The sequence below is a fragment of the Acidihalobacter yilgarnensis genome (assembly GCF_001753245.1).
GTDB classification, from domain to species: Bacteria; Pseudomonadota; Gammaproteobacteria; order DSM-5130; family Acidihalobacteraceae; genus Acidihalobacter; species Acidihalobacter yilgarnensis.
The window spans coordinates 3031903-3047686 of sequence record NZ_CP017415.1 but is presented as its reverse complement, the minus strand read 5'-3'; the positions used below and the strand labels follow the sequence as shown (position 1 = coordinate 3047686).

At 61.9% G+C, this 15784-nt stretch carries 19 protein-coding genes; 11 read left to right on the top strand and 8 right to left on the bottom strand.

Features of this window, described 5'->3' with window-relative positions; translation table 11 throughout:
- Position 1: 1 nt before the first annotated feature.
- The 8 genes from lptB to BI364_RS14700 form a co-directional block, all read right to left on the bottom strand.
- Positions 2-727, bottom strand: coding sequence for an LPS export ABC transporter ATP-binding protein (lptB, locus tag BI364_RS14735; RefSeq protein ID WP_070079386.1), 726 nt, complete (start codon positions 725-727; stop codon positions 2-4).
- Positions 724-1296 carry a lipopolysaccharide transport periplasmic protein LptA gene (gene lptA, locus BI364_RS14730; protein WP_083251438.1) on the bottom strand — a complete coding sequence of 191 codons (573 nt, stop codon included), beginning with the start codon at positions 1294-1296 and terminating at the stop codon, positions 724-726. Before lptA ends, lptB begins: the two co-directional genes overlap by 4 nt.
- Complete coding sequence (gene lptC / locus BI364_RS14725) at positions 1265-1834, bottom strand: LPS export ABC transporter periplasmic protein LptC (RefSeq protein ID WP_070079384.1); 570 nt, start codon at positions 1832-1834, stop codon at positions 1265-1267. The genes lptA and lptC overlap by 32 nt, the downstream gene beginning before the upstream one ends.
- Positions 1831-2388, bottom strand: coding sequence for a 3-deoxy-manno-octulosonate-8-phosphatase KdsC (kdsC, locus tag BI364_RS14720; protein ID WP_070079383.1), 558 nt, complete (start codon positions 2386-2388; stop codon positions 1831-1833). Before kdsC ends, lptC begins: the two co-directional genes overlap by 4 nt.
- Entirely contained in the window at positions 2388-3362 is a 975-nt protein-coding gene (locus BI364_RS14715) for a KpsF/GutQ family sugar-phosphate isomerase (RefSeq protein WP_070080116.1), read from the bottom strand. The genes kdsC and BI364_RS14715 overlap by 1 nt, the downstream gene beginning before the upstream one ends.
- 5 nt (positions 3363-3367) lie before the next feature.
- A complete protein-coding gene (locus BI364_RS14710) occupies positions 3368-4327 on the bottom strand; it encodes a calcium/sodium antiporter (protein ID WP_070079382.1) in 960 nt (319 codons plus the stop codon).
- Positions 4328-4459: 132 nt separating this feature from the next.
- Complete coding sequence (locus tag BI364_RS14705) at positions 4460-5407, bottom strand: NAD-dependent epimerase/dehydratase family protein (protein WP_070079381.1); 948 nt, start codon at positions 5405-5407, stop codon at positions 4460-4462.
- Positions 5407-6486, bottom strand: a complete 1080-nt coding sequence (locus BI364_RS14700) for an LLM class flavin-dependent oxidoreductase (RefSeq protein WP_070080115.1) — start codon at positions 6484-6486, stop codon at positions 5407-5409. Before BI364_RS14700 ends, BI364_RS14705 begins: the two co-directional genes overlap by 1 nt.
- Before the next feature lie 101 nt (positions 6487-6587).
- Here BI364_RS14700 and BI364_RS14695 point away from each other — a divergent pair, with 101 nt between their 5' ends.
- The 11 genes from BI364_RS14695 (at position 6588) to BI364_RS14645 (ending at position 15668) form a co-directional block, all read left to right on the top strand.
- Complete coding sequence (locus tag BI364_RS14695; RefSeq protein ID WP_156782783.1) at positions 6588-7166, top strand: hypothetical protein; 579 nt, start codon at positions 6588-6590, stop codon at positions 7164-7166.
- Positions 7167-7263: 97 nt separating this feature from the next.
- The gene (locus BI364_RS14690; RefSeq protein WP_070080114.1) at positions 7264-8076 is read left to right on the top strand and encodes an ABC transporter ATP-binding protein; all 813 of its coding nucleotides are present in this window, start codon (positions 7264-7266) and stop codon (positions 8074-8076) included.
- A 22-nt stretch (positions 8077-8098) separates the two neighbouring features.
- The gene (gene mlaE, locus BI364_RS14685; RefSeq protein ID WP_156782856.1) at positions 8099-8860 is read left to right on the top strand and encodes a lipid asymmetry maintenance ABC transporter permease subunit MlaE; all 762 of its coding nucleotides are present in this window, start codon (positions 8099-8101) and stop codon (positions 8858-8860) included.
- A 16-nt stretch (positions 8861-8876) separates the two neighbouring features.
- Complete coding sequence (gene mlaD, locus BI364_RS14680) at positions 8877-9335, top strand: outer membrane lipid asymmetry maintenance protein MlaD (RefSeq protein ID WP_070079378.1); 459 nt, start codon at positions 8877-8879, stop codon at positions 9333-9335.
- Between the two features lie 30 nt (positions 9336-9365).
- Positions 9366-10007, top strand: coding sequence for an MlaC/ttg2D family ABC transporter substrate-binding protein (locus BI364_RS14675; protein ID WP_070079377.1), 642 nt, complete (start codon positions 9366-9368; stop codon positions 10005-10007).
- Complete coding sequence (locus BI364_RS14670; RefSeq protein ID WP_070079376.1) at positions 10004-10309, top strand: STAS domain-containing protein; 306 nt, start codon at positions 10004-10006, stop codon at positions 10307-10309. Before BI364_RS14675 ends, BI364_RS14670 begins: the two co-directional genes overlap by 4 nt.
- An 84-nt stretch (positions 10310-10393) precedes the next feature.
- On the top strand, positions 10394-11653 hold the full coding sequence (murA, locus tag BI364_RS14665) for a UDP-N-acetylglucosamine 1-carboxyvinyltransferase (RefSeq protein WP_070079375.1): 1260 nt from the start codon (positions 10394-10396) through the stop codon (positions 11651-11653).
- A gap of 5 nt (positions 11654-11658) precedes the next feature.
- Positions 11659-12294: an ATP phosphoribosyltransferase gene (hisG, locus tag BI364_RS14660; protein ID WP_070080113.1), complete on the top strand. Its 636-nt coding sequence runs from the start codon at positions 11659-11661 to the stop codon at positions 12292-12294.
- A 120-nt stretch (positions 12295-12414) separates the two neighbouring features.
- Positions 12415-13497 carry a 3-deoxy-7-phosphoheptulonate synthase gene (locus tag BI364_RS14655; RefSeq protein ID WP_070080112.1) on the top strand — a complete coding sequence of 361 codons (1083 nt, stop codon included), beginning with the start codon at positions 12415-12417 and terminating at the stop codon, positions 13495-13497.
- A 66-nt stretch (positions 13498-13563) separates the two neighbouring features.
- A complete protein-coding gene (gene hisD, locus BI364_RS14650; RefSeq protein WP_070079374.1) occupies positions 13564-14874 on the top strand; it encodes a histidinol dehydrogenase in 1311 nt (436 codons plus the stop codon).
- Between the two features lie 44 nt (positions 14875-14918).
- Positions 14919-15668: a Nif3-like dinuclear metal center hexameric protein gene (locus BI364_RS14645; RefSeq protein WP_070079373.1), complete on the top strand. Its 750-nt coding sequence runs from the start codon at positions 14919-14921 to the stop codon at positions 15666-15668.
- Positions 15669-15784 lie beyond the last annotated feature (116 nt).

The window sequence follows — 15784 nt, the reverse complement described above, 5'->3', positions numbered from 1 at the left end:
CTTACAGGCGGAAGTCCTGACCCAGATAGACCTCGCGGGCCTTCTGGTTGTCCAGGATATCTTCCGGGGTGCCTTCGGCAAGCACATGCCCGTCGCTCAATATATAGGCGCGCTGACAGATGCCGAGGGTCTCACGTACGTTATGGTCGGTAATCAAGACGCCAATATCCCGGTCGCTCAAATGTCGCACGATGCGCTGAATATCGAGCACCGAGATGGGATCGACACCGGCAAAGGGTTCGTCTAGCAGGATGAATGCGGGCTCGGCTGCCAAGGCACGGGCAATCTCCACACGCCGTCGTTCACCACCGGAGAGGCTGAATCCGCGACTGCTGCGAATATGCCCGATCTGCAGTTCATCCAGCAGACTTTCCAGGGTTTCATTCTGTGCCTTGGGGTCGAAATTGTCACGCAGTTCGAGTACCGCGCGGATATTGTCTTCGACGCTGAGGCGGCGGAATACCGAGGCTTCCTGAGGCAGATAGCCGACGCCCATGCGCGCGCGCGCATGCATGGGGAATCGGGTGATGTCCTGATCATTGAGGCGAATATGGCCAGAATCTGGCTGGATCAGGCCCACGATGATGTAAAAGCAGGTGGTTTTACCCGCGCCGTTGGGGCCGAGCAAGCCGACGATCTCACCGCTGCCCACGTCAAGCGACACCCCGCCAAGGACGTCGCGGCCGCGATAGCGTTTGGTGAGATCCGTGACGCTGAGTACGCTCATGGCGTGGATTTCTCCGCGCCGCCTTGGCCGCCGGGGACCAAAGTTGCCTTAACGCGATTGCCGGGCGCGCCAGCGGTGACGACACCGCTCTTCGTATCGTAGACGATGCGCGCGCTGCTGAAGGTGTTGCGTTCCTGGATCAGTTTGGCCTGTCCGTCGAGGTGGATTTCCTGGTTGCCGGGCAGATACAGCATGTGCGTGGCGTGTCCCTTCACCGGTTTGCCCTTGGGCGTGACATCGCTGAAGCTGGCGGGAGCCCCATCCATCGTCAGCCGTTCGACCGGGCCCTTGGGTGGTGCAATTACGGTCAGGCGTTCACCATCAATCGTCAGCGCGTTCTGCGTCACGTGGACGTGCCCGGTGTAGATGCCTATGCCGGTTTTCTGATCGAAATGGAATCGGTCTGCGCTGATGTGAACAGGGGCGTTACGCGAAACGGGGGGCGCACACCAGGCGTTCAGGGGCAACGATAGGGCGAATGCCGCTATCAGCCAGAATCGGCGTGCCCGTGTACGTCGACCGCTGGCGGCCCGTGAATCAGTGGGATGTCGTTGGGCGTGTGTAAACACTGTGCACGTCCTTTAGGAGGTCGATGAACTGCTGCTTGAAATTTGCACTCAGGCCAATGCCTTGCGTGACATACCCAGGACCCTCGATGCGGGTGGGGGCCGGGCTCGTCGCGGTCTGTTGACGGGTATCGACCGTCACGTTACTGGAAATCACGTGAATCGTCTGTCCCTGCGTGTTCTGTCTTGTGATGAGCACACGCTCTGGCATCTGCACGATGGTGTCGCCGGGCAGCAGGATGGCGCTGGGCGAGCGTAGCGTTACCGGCGGACCGCGCTCAGGATATACCACCAACACCGGATCGGTCAGCCGGGTGAGTCGGTCCGGTAGGGTATGTGTAAGGTGTACTGCCTGCAGGCGATAGCGGCGGTGCCCGTTGCTGCGCCACTGGGTCAGTGTCACGCCCTCTGCGGCGTAGTCCGTGCCGTGTGTCAGAGGCTCCATTTTGAGCGGCGGCGGCAGCGAATGTCGCGCGAGCCAGTAACCGAGCATGAGGGTAAGGGCCAGCGCGGCGCCTGTGAGCAGGCGCTGTAGGCTCATGTGAGATAAGCCGCGATCAGGCGTTCGTATTGCCCCTGGGCCCGCATGATCAGCTCGCAGGCTTCGCGCGCGGCGCCCTGCCCGCCGGCGCGTGTGGTGACCCAGTGCGCATGTGCCAGGACCTCCGGTGCGGCGTCGGCGACCGCGATGCCGAGTCCCGCGCGTCGCATGACCGGCAAGTCGACGAGGTCGTCGCCGACGAAGGCCGCAGCCGAGGGTGGCAGCGCCAGCGTCGATAGCAGATCCTCGAAGGCCGGCAGTTTGTCGCGGCGACCCTGGATGACGTGTTCGATGTCCAGGTCGGCGGCGCGGCGACTGACCACCTGCGAGCGGCGCCCGGTGAGTATTGCCAGGGTTACGCCGCTGTCCTTGAGCATGCGCATACCGTGTCCGTCACGCGAGTTGAAGGACTTGTATTCCTGTCCGTCGTCGCCGAGAAACAGGCGGCCGTCGGTGAGCACGCCGTCGACGTCGAAAACCATAAGGCGCACGGCGCGTGCGCGTTCGAGTACATCGTCGGATACGGCCGCTGCCCTGTTCGTTGGTGTGTTCATTAAACGACCCCCGCGCGCATCAGGTCGTGCATATTCAGTGCACCGACGAGGCTGCCATCCTCGTCGACGACGGGCAGCGCCTGAATGCGGTGATCCTCCATCAGCTTGACGATCTCGGCGGCGAGCATTTCGGGCCGCGCAGTCTTGCAATCCGCTGTCATTACTTCGCTGATCGGTGTGCGGTGAATGTCGAGCGCCGCATCCAGGGTGCGCCGCAGGTCGCCATCGGTGTACACGCCGACCACGCGCCCCGCCATTACGACAGCGGTCATGCCGAGGCCTTTGCGCGTGATTTCCAACAGTGCCTGGCTGAGGATGGTGTCGGGGCGAACCATGGGGATGTCGTCGCCCTGGCGCATGACGTCGGCCACATGCAGCAGTAGGCGGCGGCCGAGGCGGCCGCCGGGGTGTGAGCGTGCGAAATCCTCGGCGGTGAAGCCGCGGGCTTCGAGTAGGGCGATGGCCAACGCATCACCCATCGCCAACGTGGCCGTGGTGCTCGATGTCGGCGCCAGACCCAGTGGGCAGGCCTCACGGGCCACGCTGACGTCGATGTGCACGGTCGCCTCCCGCGCGAGGCTGGATTCAGGACGTCCGGTAAGCGCAATCAGCGGGATGCCCAAGCGGCGGATGATCGGCAGGATAGTGAGGATTTCATCGGTTTCGCCTGAGTTTGACAGGGCCAGTACGACGTCGTGCGCGGTGACCATGCCTAGGTCGCCGTGGCTGGCCTCACCGGGGTGGACGAAAAAGGCCGGCGTGCCGGTGCTGGCCAGCGTCGCGGCGATTTTGCCGCCGATGTGTCCCGATTTGCCCATGCCGAGGACGACGATGCGTCCCTCGCAGGCGTGTAGGTGATGGCAGGCGCGGACGAAGGCGCCGTCTATCCGTTCGGACAGGGCGGCGACCGCCTCGCTTTCGGTGCGGATCACGGCGAGGCCGAGAGTGATGAGTTGTTGGTCGTCGAGGGGCATGGGGGTTACGCGGTCCAGTAGAGCCAGCATTCGTAGCCGATGAAGGCGCCGAGCAGGACGCCGCCTTCGACGCGATTGATGCGTCTGGGCTGGCGGCCGTAGGCGAATAGGAAGAGCAAGGCGGTGAAGCCCAGCATCAGAGGGTAGTCGCGTGTCAGCACCTCATGTGGCACCGGGCCTGGTGCGATTAGTCCGGGGAGGCCGAGTACTCCTAGGATGTTGAATAAATTGGAACCGATGACATTGCCCAGTGCGATGTCGGGTTCGCCGCGGCGCGCGCTGAGTATGGTGGTGGCCAGTTCAGGCAGGCTGGTGCCGATGGCGACCACGGTCAGGCCGATCACGAGATCGCTCACACCCAGAGTGTGGGCGATGGCTACGGCGCCCCAGACCAGCAGTTTGGCGCCGCCGAGCAATACGGCAATGCCCAGCGCGAACCAGCCCAGTGCGGCAGACGTGGACATTGGTGGCGGTTGCTCGTCGAGTATTTCCTCGGCGAGCGCGTCGTCGGCGCGCGCCCGGCGTGCCGACCAGACCATCCAGACCAGTAGCATGACCAGTCCCAGCAGCAGCGCGCTGCCCTCCGGTCGCGCGAGGCGCCCGTCGGCGAGCAGGGCATAGCCGAGCAACATGACCACCAGCAGCAGCGGCAATTCGCGTTTGAGTAGTTTCGAATTGACGGTGAGCGGGGCGATTAGCGCGGTCGCGCCCAGCACCAGACCGATGTTGGTGATGTTCGAGCCGATGGCGTTGCCGATACCAAGACCGGCATTGCCGTCCCAGGCAGCCATTGCGGAGACGAGTAATTCTGGCGCAGAGGTGCCCATGCCAACGATGGTCAGGCCGATGACCAGCGGTGGTACACCGAAGTTGCGGGCTAGGGCCGCGGCTCCGAGCACGAAGCGATCCGCGCTCCAGATCAGGAGGGCGAAGCCGGCGATGATGGCGAGGACGGCTAGCAGCACGCTCGATGACTTCCTTGCGAGGCCCGGTTAAATGGGCAGGAACGCGAAATTATACATGGGGGGCCATGAAAAGCCGTCGCCAGCATCCGGTGGGGTGCCTGTATGGCATGAAGCGTGTTGGCCATTCCTGCCTTAGCTTGCATGCCAACCGTTTGCGGCACGTCGTACGCACTCGGCTATGTCGCAGCTCGGCGTGAAGTCTAACGCCCGTTGCGCCTGCCGGGTGTCGAGCACGAGCGAATAGCGGAGTCCCTGCACCCAGCCGGGCTCGCCGGCCGCGGGCGTCAGCCGCCAAGCCAGTCGATGCAGTCCGCCCAAGATCGCAGGCGGTACCGGCAGCCGTATACGGCGCACTAGGCCGAGCATGTCGCGTAGGCTCATCGGTGGATCGGCGGCGAGGTTGAAGATGCCTGCTGCACGTCGCACCAGCGCTTGCGCGATGGCATGGGCCACATCTTGTTCCCAGATACATTGGGTCAGCGGCGCAGGGTGGGCGAAGGGATAGATGGGTTGGCGCAGGACGCTGTTGAGTAGCGGGTGTGCGTGCGCACCCACGATGGCGTGTGGCCGTAGGCGAGTCATAGACAGGTGTGGGTGCATCGCTGCAAACGCAGCCAGCCAGTGCTCGACCGCGATTTTGTCCTCGGCATAGGCGAAGCCGGGCATGGCGCGTAGCGGCGCGGACTCCGTCAGGCGGGGCGGGTTGTCCGGCCAGGCCCCGTAGACGGCGGCGCTGGACACGAAAATCGCCTGACGTAGTCCGGCGTGCGCCGCAGCCTCGAAGGCCCGGTGAGTGCCGTCGATGTTGACGCTGCGTATCGTTGCGCGGTCGTGCCGTTGCCGACCGAGGCCGCCGCCCATGAGCACGAAGGCCAAGTGCACCAGCGCGTCGGCGCCTTCGAACACGGCGCCTGTCCCTAGGGCGCGCACATCGGCTAGGTGGTGTCGATAGCGAGGGTCGGCGAAGGGTGCTGGATGAGTGTCTATCCCGGTGACCGCATCGGCCACTCCCGAGGCCAGAAGGTAAGGCACGAGTACGCGTCCGAGTCGCCCGGCGCTACCGGTGACGACGACGTGCATCAGTCGCTGAGCGCCGGCATCACATGCTCGGCAAACAGTCGCATCGCGTCGGTGGTCTGTGCTTGTGGCAGCACGCCTGCTCCGAAGGCCAGGAGTACGTGATCCACGCCTGCGTTCTTGAGGGCAGTCAGTCTCTCGATGCAATGCGCCGGGTTGCCGACCACGGTCATGCCCAGGGTTTCCAGCGCACCGAGGGTGAGCGCCTTGCCCATGAGTCCGCGGAAGGCGCCGAAGCGGCGGTAATACTCGTAGCCCTCGTAGAGATGTTCTAGTACGCCGCGGGTCTGCCCCAGTAGTTGACGGTAGAACCAGACGAGGCCCTCGCGTGCTTGATTGCGCGCGGTGTGGTGGTCGGGATGACAGTGGATGCCGATGGTCATGGCAACGCGCGGGTTGAGGTGGGCGCCCCCTGGTGCTGTGCCGTGCTCTCGCTGCCAGGCTTCACGGTAATGGCGGATGTCTTCGCGGACCATGAACCAGGGTTTGAATGGGCCGACCAGCACGCCGACGCCTTGTCGTGCGGCGAGTTCGAAGCTCTCCGGGCTGACTGCGGCGGTCCAAATCGGCGGGTGCGGTTTCTGGAGGGGGTGCGGTAGTACGGCAAGTTCAGTGAAGTCGAAATGTTGGCCGTGGAAGTCGACTTGGCCTTTGGCAAAGGCCTGCCGGATTACGGCGAGGGACTCTTCGGTATAGCTGCGACTGTCGCGCATCTCGCGGCCAAAGGCCTGGTATTCCTGTGGCGAAAATCCCCGCCCGAAACCGAATTCGACACGGCCTCCAGAGAGGATATCGAGTGTGGCCAGACGTTCGGCGACCCGTATCGGGTGGTGGTAGGGCAGCGGGACGATGGCGTGGCCGAGACGCAGGCGCTGCGTGCGCTGCGAGGCGGCAGCCAGAAATAGCTCTGGGGCCGTGCTGTGTGAATATTCCGGCATAAAATGATGCTCGACGAGCCAGCCGGTGGTGAATCCGAGATCCTCGGCCAGAACCCATTGCGCCAGAGTGTCCTCGAATACCTCGCGCTCGTCGCGATTGCCTAGGGTCGGCACGGATAGTTCGTTGAATAGATCGAAATGCATGACCTGCATTCTATCGCTTGGGCCGTCATTCTGTCCGGTCACGGCTTGTGTGCTGGGATATAGAATGGCGCCGAACAATCAAGCATCGGATGAGGTGTCGTGTGACCCGTGTGGAAATCGGCGTGTGGGACTGGCTGCGGCCGGATTGGCTGATGGCTTATTACCCCTCGGATCTGCCGGTTGACTGGCGTCCGGCCTATTATGCCAACGACTATGCTTGTGTTGGCTTGCCGGCTAGCAGCTGGACGCCAGCCGATCTGTCGCGGTGGTCGGAAGAGACGGGTGAGACATTGGTCTATTGGCTTGGCTGCGGACCGGGTCAGCTGGCCAGCCAGGACCTGGCTGGCGTTTTGAAGGCGCTTGGTCGGCAGCTTGCCGGCATCTGTTTCGAGGCGGTCGAGCCCGCAGCGGCTCGTGAATTGATGAATGTGCTGCGGCGAACCGTGCCGTCGGCTGGCTACGCGGCCGACCCCCCCTCCCCGGCGTCGGGGCGCCCTGGCGCGCAGAGCGCGCCGACCGGCCTGCCGCACTGGGTATTTACCGACCGATGCCGGGCGACGACGTGCGTAAGCGTCGCGCACTTCTCGAATCTTTTGCTACCGTGCCAGGCCCGGTGGAGCGCTGCCTGTTGGTCGATGGCCCGCCCACCATCGTGGATGAATGCCGGGCGCTGTGTGTGATGCTGGGTTTGTAGGCCTTGCCCGGTGGAAGGTTGACAGTTCGGGCGGACTCTTTGAGACTGCTACGTTTTCCGCAATGGATGCGGTTTGGGGTGCCATGCTGGACCAAAACGCTAAGCCGCTGATTGAGGTTCAGGATCTGGCCTTTCGCCGCGGCGGTCGTGTCATCTTTGATGGGTTGAATATCGTGGTGCCGCGAGGCCGTGTGACCGCCATCATGGGGCCGAGCGGCACCGGCAAGACCACCTTGCTCAAGATCATCGGCGGGCAGCTCAGGCCGTCCCGAGGCCGCGTGCTGATAGACGGACAGGATGTGCACCGTCTCGCTCGCAGCGATCTGTATCGTCTGCGGCAGCGTATGGGCATGCTGTTTCAAAGCGGCGCATTGCTGACCGACCTCAATGCCTTCGAGAACGTGGCCTTCCCGCTACGCGAAAATACCCGTCTGCCCGAGGCGATCATTCGCCCGCTGGTGCTGATGAAGCTGCAGGCGGTCGGGCTACGTGGCGCTCGTGAGCTGATGCCCAGTGAGCTGTCGGGTGGCATGGCGAGGCGGGTGGCGCTGGCGCGCGCGATCATACTCGACCCCATGATGATCATGTACGACGAACCCTTTACCGGGCTCGATCCGATTACCCTAGGCACCATCGTAACGCTGATCAAACGCATTAACGACGGCCTTGGGTTGACTAGCATCGTGGTGTCGCACGACGTGCCAGAGACGTCGAGTATTGCCGACCTGATTTATCTTATCGCCGATGGCAAGGTGGTCGAGTCGGGCGCGCCGGTGGCCCTGCGCGAGACCGAATCGGCCTGGGCCACGCAATTTCTGCAGGGGCTGCCGGACGGACCGGTACCGTTCCATTACCCGGCGCCCGACTACGCCGACGACCTGCTGGGAGTGCGCTGACGTGTTGGACGCGATTGGAGGCATGGGGCGTTGGGCATTGGGTGTGCTGGGGCGTCTCGGACGTTCCGGGCTGTTTCTGTTACGCGTGCTCTCGGCGTTGCCGACGCCCTTGAGTCGCCCGATCCTGATTGTGCGCGAGATTTATTCGGTCGGGGTGCTGTCGTTTCTGATCATCACGGTTTCCGGGCTGTTCGTCGGCATGGTTCTGGGTTTGCAAGGTTATACGACCCTGGTCAAGTTCAATGCGACGGAATCGCTGGGCGTGGTCGTGGCGCTGTCGCTGGTGCGTGAGTTGGGCCCGGTGGTGACGGCGTTGCTGTTCGCTGGCCGTGCGGGTTCGGCGTTGACGGCGGAGATCGGGTTGATGAAGGCCACCGAGCAGCTCTCCGCGATGGAAATGATGGCGGTCGACCCCTTTCGGCGGGTGATCGCCCCCCGGTTTATCGCGGGCATCATTGCGATGCCGTTACTGGCCGCATTGTTTAGCGCGATCGGTGTGTTTGGTGGTTATCTGGTGGGGGTCAGCCTGCTGGGGGTCAACGACGGCGCCTTCTGGTCACAGATGCAGGGCAACGTGAGTTTTACCCATGATATTCTCAACGGCGTGATCAAGACCTTTGTCTTCGGGATCGTCGCCAGTTGGATTGCGGTATTCGAGGGTTACGATGCCGTCCCGACCTCAGCCGGTGTCAGCCGTGCGACCACTCGTACCGTCGTCAATACCTCGCTGGCCGTACTCGGTCTGGATTTTATCCTGACCGCCCTTATGTTCAGCGGTCATTAAGCCTCGGAGTCCCACGATGACTACGCGCTCCATCGAAATCCTTGTCGGTCTGTTCATTGCGGCCGGTTGCGCGGCACTACTGGTGCTGGCCATGAAGGTGAGCAACCTGACCGATTTCAGCGGTGGCAACGGCTATCAGGTCTATGCCTATTTCAACGACATCGGCGGGTTGAAGATCAATGCCCCGGTAACTGCCGCGGGTGTCCAGGTCGGGCGGGTCGATTCGATTCAATACGACTCCAAGAACTTTGAGGCCAAGGTGGTGATGAGCATCAAGGATCAGTACCACGATTTCCCGGTCGATAGTTCAGCGAGCATCTATACCGCGGGTTTGCTGGGCGCGCAGTACATCGCCTTGTCGCCGGGGGCTTCGGAACAATCGCTCAAGAGCGGGAGTCGAATCCAGTACACGCAGTCTGCCGTCGTGCTGGAGAAGATCATCGGGCAACTGATGGTCAAGTTGACCTCAAAGTAAGTCGAATCGAATCGAAGCGGAGATACGCGCATGATCGAACGAATCCTCAAACTGTTCGCCATGACTTGCCTGATGTTGTTTGCTACGGGGCAGGCGGCCTCGGCAGACACCGGTGCCCAGGCTCCGTTGAAGGTGGTGCAGACGGCGGTGGACCAGACCTTGCAGGCGTTACACACGCATACCAAGGCGCAGCTGTCATCACCGAAATATGTCAATCAGATGGTGTCCAGCATCATCTTGCCGGCGGTGGATGTCGAGGCGTCCGCAAGGTTGGTACTTGGGCGTTATTGGCGCACCGCGACCCCTGCCCAGCGCAGCGCGTTCGTCGAGCAGTTCAAGCTACTCTTGATCCATACCTACGCGAAGTCGCTGACCGAGTATACCGATAGCAAAGTTCGCTTCCTGACGAATCGGGATACGGTGAACGCACCCTTCGCGACCATATATACCCAGGTGCAGCGCAGCAGCCAGCAGCCGTTGGCGGTCGATTACAGCCTGATCAAGACAGAGGCAGGCTGGAAGGTCTATGACATCACTATTTCCGGCCTGAGTCTGGTGACAAACTATCGCACCACTTTCAGTCAGGAGATTGCGCAGACCAGCCTTGAGGCTCTAATCAAGCGGCTGGCCAAGCAGAACGAAGCCAACAACCAAGGCTCCGCATCCTCATGAGTGTGCCCGCCAGCCTGGATCGCGATGGCGAAGGCCGTTATCGCGTGAACGGTCCGATGACGGTCGCTACCGTACCCGCGTTGTGGCCGGTTTTGGAGCGCGCCGTGCGCGATACCGCCGATTTCGACCTGTCCTTGGGTGGCGTGACTCAAGCAGATAGCGCCGCAGTCGCCTGCCTGGTGGCCTGCTCGCGCGCCGCTCGCGGGCGAGTTCGCTTCACTGATATGCCCGAATCGATGCGGGTCATCGTCGAAGTCAGTGATCTCGGGGATCTGTTTGAATCCCGTGCTGGGTCCGCCTGACTGCCCCCCGAGGCGACGATGCGGTAAGATCAGCCCCTTTTTTGTTGAGCCGGTTGCGAAAACCGGCCGGATACGCGGTCGTTCATGGATAAGTTGCTGATCTACGGTGGTGGTCCCCTCGACGGGGAAATCCGCATCTCGGGCGCCAAGAACGCCGTCTTGCCCATCCTGGCCGCCACATTGCTGGCGGATGGGCCGATGCGCGTGTCTAACGTCCCGCATCTACACGATGTGACAACTACCATGGAGCTGTTGGGCCGAATGGGCGTGTCGTTGACCGTCGACGAGCGCCTCGGCATCGAGACCGATACCCGAGGTATCCATACCCTGCGGGCGGCCTACGAATTGGTCAAGACGATGCGTGCGTCGATCCTCGTGCTCGGTCCCTTGCTGGCGCGCTTCGGTGAGGCGGAGGTGTCGCTTCCGGGCGGCTGCGCGATCGGTTCGCGGCCGGTGAACATCCATGTGGAGGGTCTTCGCGCGATGGGTGCAGACATCGAGGTCGAAGGCGGTTATATCAAAGCTCGGGCCAAGCGCTTGCGCGGCGCGCGCTTAGTGCTCGATGTGGTGACCGTCACTGGCACGGAGAATCTGATGATGGCCGCCGCCCTGGCAGAGGGCCGGACCATCATCGAGAACGCCGCGAGGGAGCCGGAAGTCGTCGACTTGGCTGGGTGTCTGACCTGCATGGGCGCGCGGATCGAGGGCGCCGGCACCGATACCATCGTGATCGAAGGTGTCGATCGGCTCGTCGGTTGCGAATACGAGGTACTGCCCGATCGCATCGAGACGGGTACGTTTCTGGTGGCTGGAGCGATCACGGGTGGTCGGGTCAGGGTCAAGAAAACCCGGGCTTCACTGGTGGATTCTATATTGCAGAAGTTGCGCGCCGGTGGTGCCGAAATCACGGTGGGCGAGGACTGGATCGAGCTTGATATGCATGGTGAACGCCCTCGCGCAGTTGACTTACGAACCGCACCTTATCCGGCATTTCCCACCGATATGCAGGCGCAATTTACGGCGCTCAATGCCATTGCGAGCGGCACCGGTTCGATCACCGAGACCGTGTTCGAAAATCGATTCATGCACGTTCAGGAGCTGCAGCGGATGGGCGCGGATATCCGTGTGAACGGTAATACCGCGGTCATTCACGGCGTACCCCACCTTACTGGCGCACCGGTGATGGCAACGGATCTGAGGGCCTCGGCGAGTTTGATCCTCGCTGGACTGGTGGCGAAGGGCGAGACGATTGTGGATCGCATCTACCATATTGACCGAGGGTACGAGTGCATCGAGGAAAAATTGGCTCAGATCGGTGGGCGCATACGTCGGGTGGTGGGGTGATCGGCATGAGCGAGACGTTGACCATTGCGTTGTCCAAGGGGCGGATATTCAAAGATACGCTGCCCCTGTTGGCCGCCGCCGATATCGTGCCGGTCGATGATCCCGAAACCAGTCGCAAGCTCATTCTCGATACCAACGACCCGACGATCAAGCTGGTCATCATCCGTGCAACCGATGTCCCGACCTATGTGCGCTACGGCGCCGCGGACCTGGGCGTCGCCGGTAAGGATGTGCTGATGGAAAATGGTGGCGAAGGAATATACGAGCCATTGGACCTGCGTATTGCGCGTTGCCGCCTGATGGTCGCGGGTCTACCCGGTGGCTACGAGGGCGCCCGTCGGTTGCGAGTGGCGACCAAGTTCGTGAACGCGGCGCGTGCGCATTTTGCCGCTCAGGGACGCCAAGTCGAGGTCATCAAGCTTTACGGCTCGATGGAGCTTGCCCCGTTGGTTGGTCTGGCGGATTGCATCGTTGACCTCGTGGATACGGGTAACACGTTGCGTGCCAACGGTTTGGTGCCGTGGGAAGATATCGCGGATATCAGCTCCAGGCTGATTGTGAATAAGGCCTCGATGAAAATGAAGCATCGACGCGTACAGCGCATTATCGAGCAGTTGCGGCGTGCGGTCGATGGGGGCTGATGGCGCCGCGGCGTGGAGCCTTGAGGCGCATATTCATGTTACTCTCTGATCGAAAATGGCACTCGAAAGGTGCGGACCGGCGAGCCGCCTGCCCTGCCGGGTACGGGCATCTGGAAAGACATGCGTTACCAGACTGAAGATCTACGGATAAAGGCGATCCATGAGGTGAGCACCCCGGCGACGGTTCGTGAAGAACTGCCGTTGACCGACGAGAGTGCTCGCCTCGTTCACGATACTCGCCGACAGATCCACGACTTGCTGACCGGCAGCGACGATCGTGTGCTGGTGGTCGTCGGCCCCTGCTCGATTCACGACCCTGTCGCAGCCAAGGATTATGCTGAGCGTTTGCTGCGCGTCCGAGAATCGCTCAGCGACGATTTGCTCGTGGTCATGCGCGTGTACTTTGAAAAGCCGCGGACGACGGTTGGTTGGAAGGGGCTGATCAACGACCCAAACCTCGACAATAGCTTCCAGATCGACCGTGGCCTGCGCGTGGCGCGTCGGTTGTTGCTGGAACTGGCCGAGATGGGTATTCCAGCAGCGACCGAGTATCTCGACATCATCAGCCCGCAATACATTTCCGACCTGGTGAGTTGGGGGGCCATCGGGGCGCGTACGACCGAGAGCCAGGTGCACCGCGAACTGGCCTCGGGCCTTTCCTGTCCAGTTGGTTTCAAGAATGGAACTGATGGTGGGGTGCAGATCGCGATCGATGCCATCCGCTCAGCTTCGCAACCACATCACTTTCTGTCGCTGACCAAGGCTGGACGCTCCGCGATCTACACGACTAACGGGAATGAGGATTGTCACCTCATCCTGCGTGGTGGTTCGCGCGGCCCGAACTACGATGCCGAAAGCGTGCAGACGGTTGCAGAGCGTTTGCTCCAGGTGGGCTTGCCGCCGCGTCTGATGATCGATTGCAGTCACGCCAACAGCCGTAAGCAGGCTGATCGTCAGGTTGAGGTCGCGCGGGTGCTTGGCGAGCAGCTTGCGGCGGGCAGTGAATCTATCATCGGGGTGATGATAGAAAGCCATTTGGTGGCGGGCAGGCAGGACGTGGTACCGGGCCAGCCTTTGATCTATGGGCAAAGTATCACCGATGCCTGTCTGGGGTGGGACGAAACCGAGCAGCTATTGCGCAGGCTCGCGGAAGCCGTGAGCGCGCGCCGGGAAAACCATCGCCGACAACAGCAATTGGGCTGATCTAGATAAGCCGATCGACGGTGTAGCCCTATCTCCATCCCGTTCATCTAGCTCGAGGCCTCGAATATGCCCGATATCCATAGACTCGATACCCGTGACCGTGATTTTGCTGCACGCCTGGATGCCTTGCTGGCGTGGGAGAGTGTGGCGGATGGGGCTGTCATCGCTACGGTCAATGAAATTCTGGAAGGTGTCCGCACACGTAAGGACGCAGCGTTGCTCGAATACACGGCGCGTTTTGACCGGCTGAGTCGTGAGCATGGCGCCGACCTTGAAATTCCTGCCGAGCGTTTGTCACTCGCCTTGGAGCGTATTCCAGCGCCGCAGCGAGAGGCCTTGCGCACAGCGGCTGAGCGCATTCGTGCGTACGCCGAGCGCCAGCGCGTGGAGTCGTGGGTGTACACCGAAGCGGACGGGACCGTACTGGGTCAGCAGGTGAGCCCATTGGATCGTGTGGGCCTCTATGTCCCCGGCGGCAAGGCGGCGTATCCCTCGTCTGTGCTCATGAACGCGATCCCGGCAAAAGTCGCGGAGGTTGGTGAGCTGATCATGGTGGTGCCCACGCCCGGCGGTGAATTCAACGAACTGGTGCTCGCCGCCGCGGCGGTGGCCGGCGTGGATCGGGTCTTTACCATCGGTGGTGCGCAAGCGGTGGCTGCATTGGCCTATGGCACTGAAACCGTGCCCGCAGTCGACAAGATCGTTGGTCCCGGCAATATCTATGTGGCCGCCGCCAAGCGGCAGGTCTATGGCACCGTCGGTATCGATATGATCGCCGGCCCATCCGAGATACTGGTAGTCTGCGACGGGTTGACCGATCCGCGCTGGATTGCGGCCGATCTCTTTTCGCAGGCGGAGCACGACGAGGACGCGCAAGCCATACTGTTGTGCCCGGATCTGGCTTATATTGATCAGGTCGCTGAGGCGATGGATGCGCTGCTCACGGATATGCCGCGTGCAGACATCATTCGAACCTCGCTGCGCGCACGCGGTGCATTGATCCTTGTGCGTGATCTGGACGAGGCAGTCAGTCTTGCCAACCACATTGCGCCTGAACACCTGGAGCTGTCAGTCGCCGATCCGGGGGTGTTAGCGGCCCGCATTCACCATGCCGGCGCCATGTTTCTCGGGCGGCATACCGCCGAAGCCCTGGGTGATTATTGTGCCGGCCCGAATCACGTGCTGCCAACCTCGCGTACGGCCCGGTTTTCCTCGCCGCTGGGTGTCTACGACTTTCAGAAGCGCGCCAGCATCATCCATTGTTCCGCGGAAGGGTCTCGCTCACTCGGGCGAACCGCATCGGTGCTTGCGCGTGGCGAAGGGCTGATCGCACACGCACGCTCGGCCGAATACCGGGTGTCAGACGCGTCGGACTGAATCGCGTGAATCGTCATGCTCGCATGTAGGAGTCGAAAATCTCGATGGCGCAGCTGAGCGAAATTTGCCGTTATGCGGATGAGCTGCTTGGTGTAACGCGTTTTCGCGATTATGCGCCCAATGGTCTACAGGTCGAGGGCCGCGAAGAGGTTCGCAAGCTGGTGAGTGGCGTAACCGCGTCATTGGCGCTGATCGAGGCCGCACTCGACTTCGATGCTGATGCGATACTCGTTCATCATGGTTATTTCTGGCGCGGTGAACCTGCCGAAATCACCGGTTCTCGACGTCGACGTCTCAAGGCTCTGCTGGCCAACGATCTCAGCCTGATGGCCTACCATCTGCCGTTGGATGCACATCCAGAGCTGGGTAACAACGCGCAACTGGCCAAACGCCTGGGCTTCACGACGCTGGCGCCGCTGACCGCCGAGGGTGTCGGTTCAATCGGGCATCCAGAAATGCCGTTGACGCTCCACGACCTGGTTGCGCATATCACGCGTGTGCTGGGGCGTGAACCGCTCGTCATCCCAGCAGGGCCGGCGAGTATCGAACGTATCGCTTGGTGCACGGGTGCCGCTCAGGGCTATCTAGAGCAGGCGGCAACACAAGGCGCTCAGGCTTATTTGAGCGGTGAAATCTCGGAACAGACCGTGCATGCGGCTCGTGAAGCCGGTGTGCATTACCTGGCGGCGGGGCATCATGCGACCGAGCGTTACGGTGTTCAGGCCTTGGGCGAGTATTTAGCCGCACGCTGGGGTTTGGATCATCAGTTCGTCGACATCGATAATCCCGTTTGATGATGTCTGTGGCATCGTCGATGGCGTTCCCGTACACCTGTTCGTGGTGAAAGTGTTCATCGAGCGCCTTCCGTTAGCTCCCATATGTCCCCCTGCGCCATTGGTTTTTCGCCGTC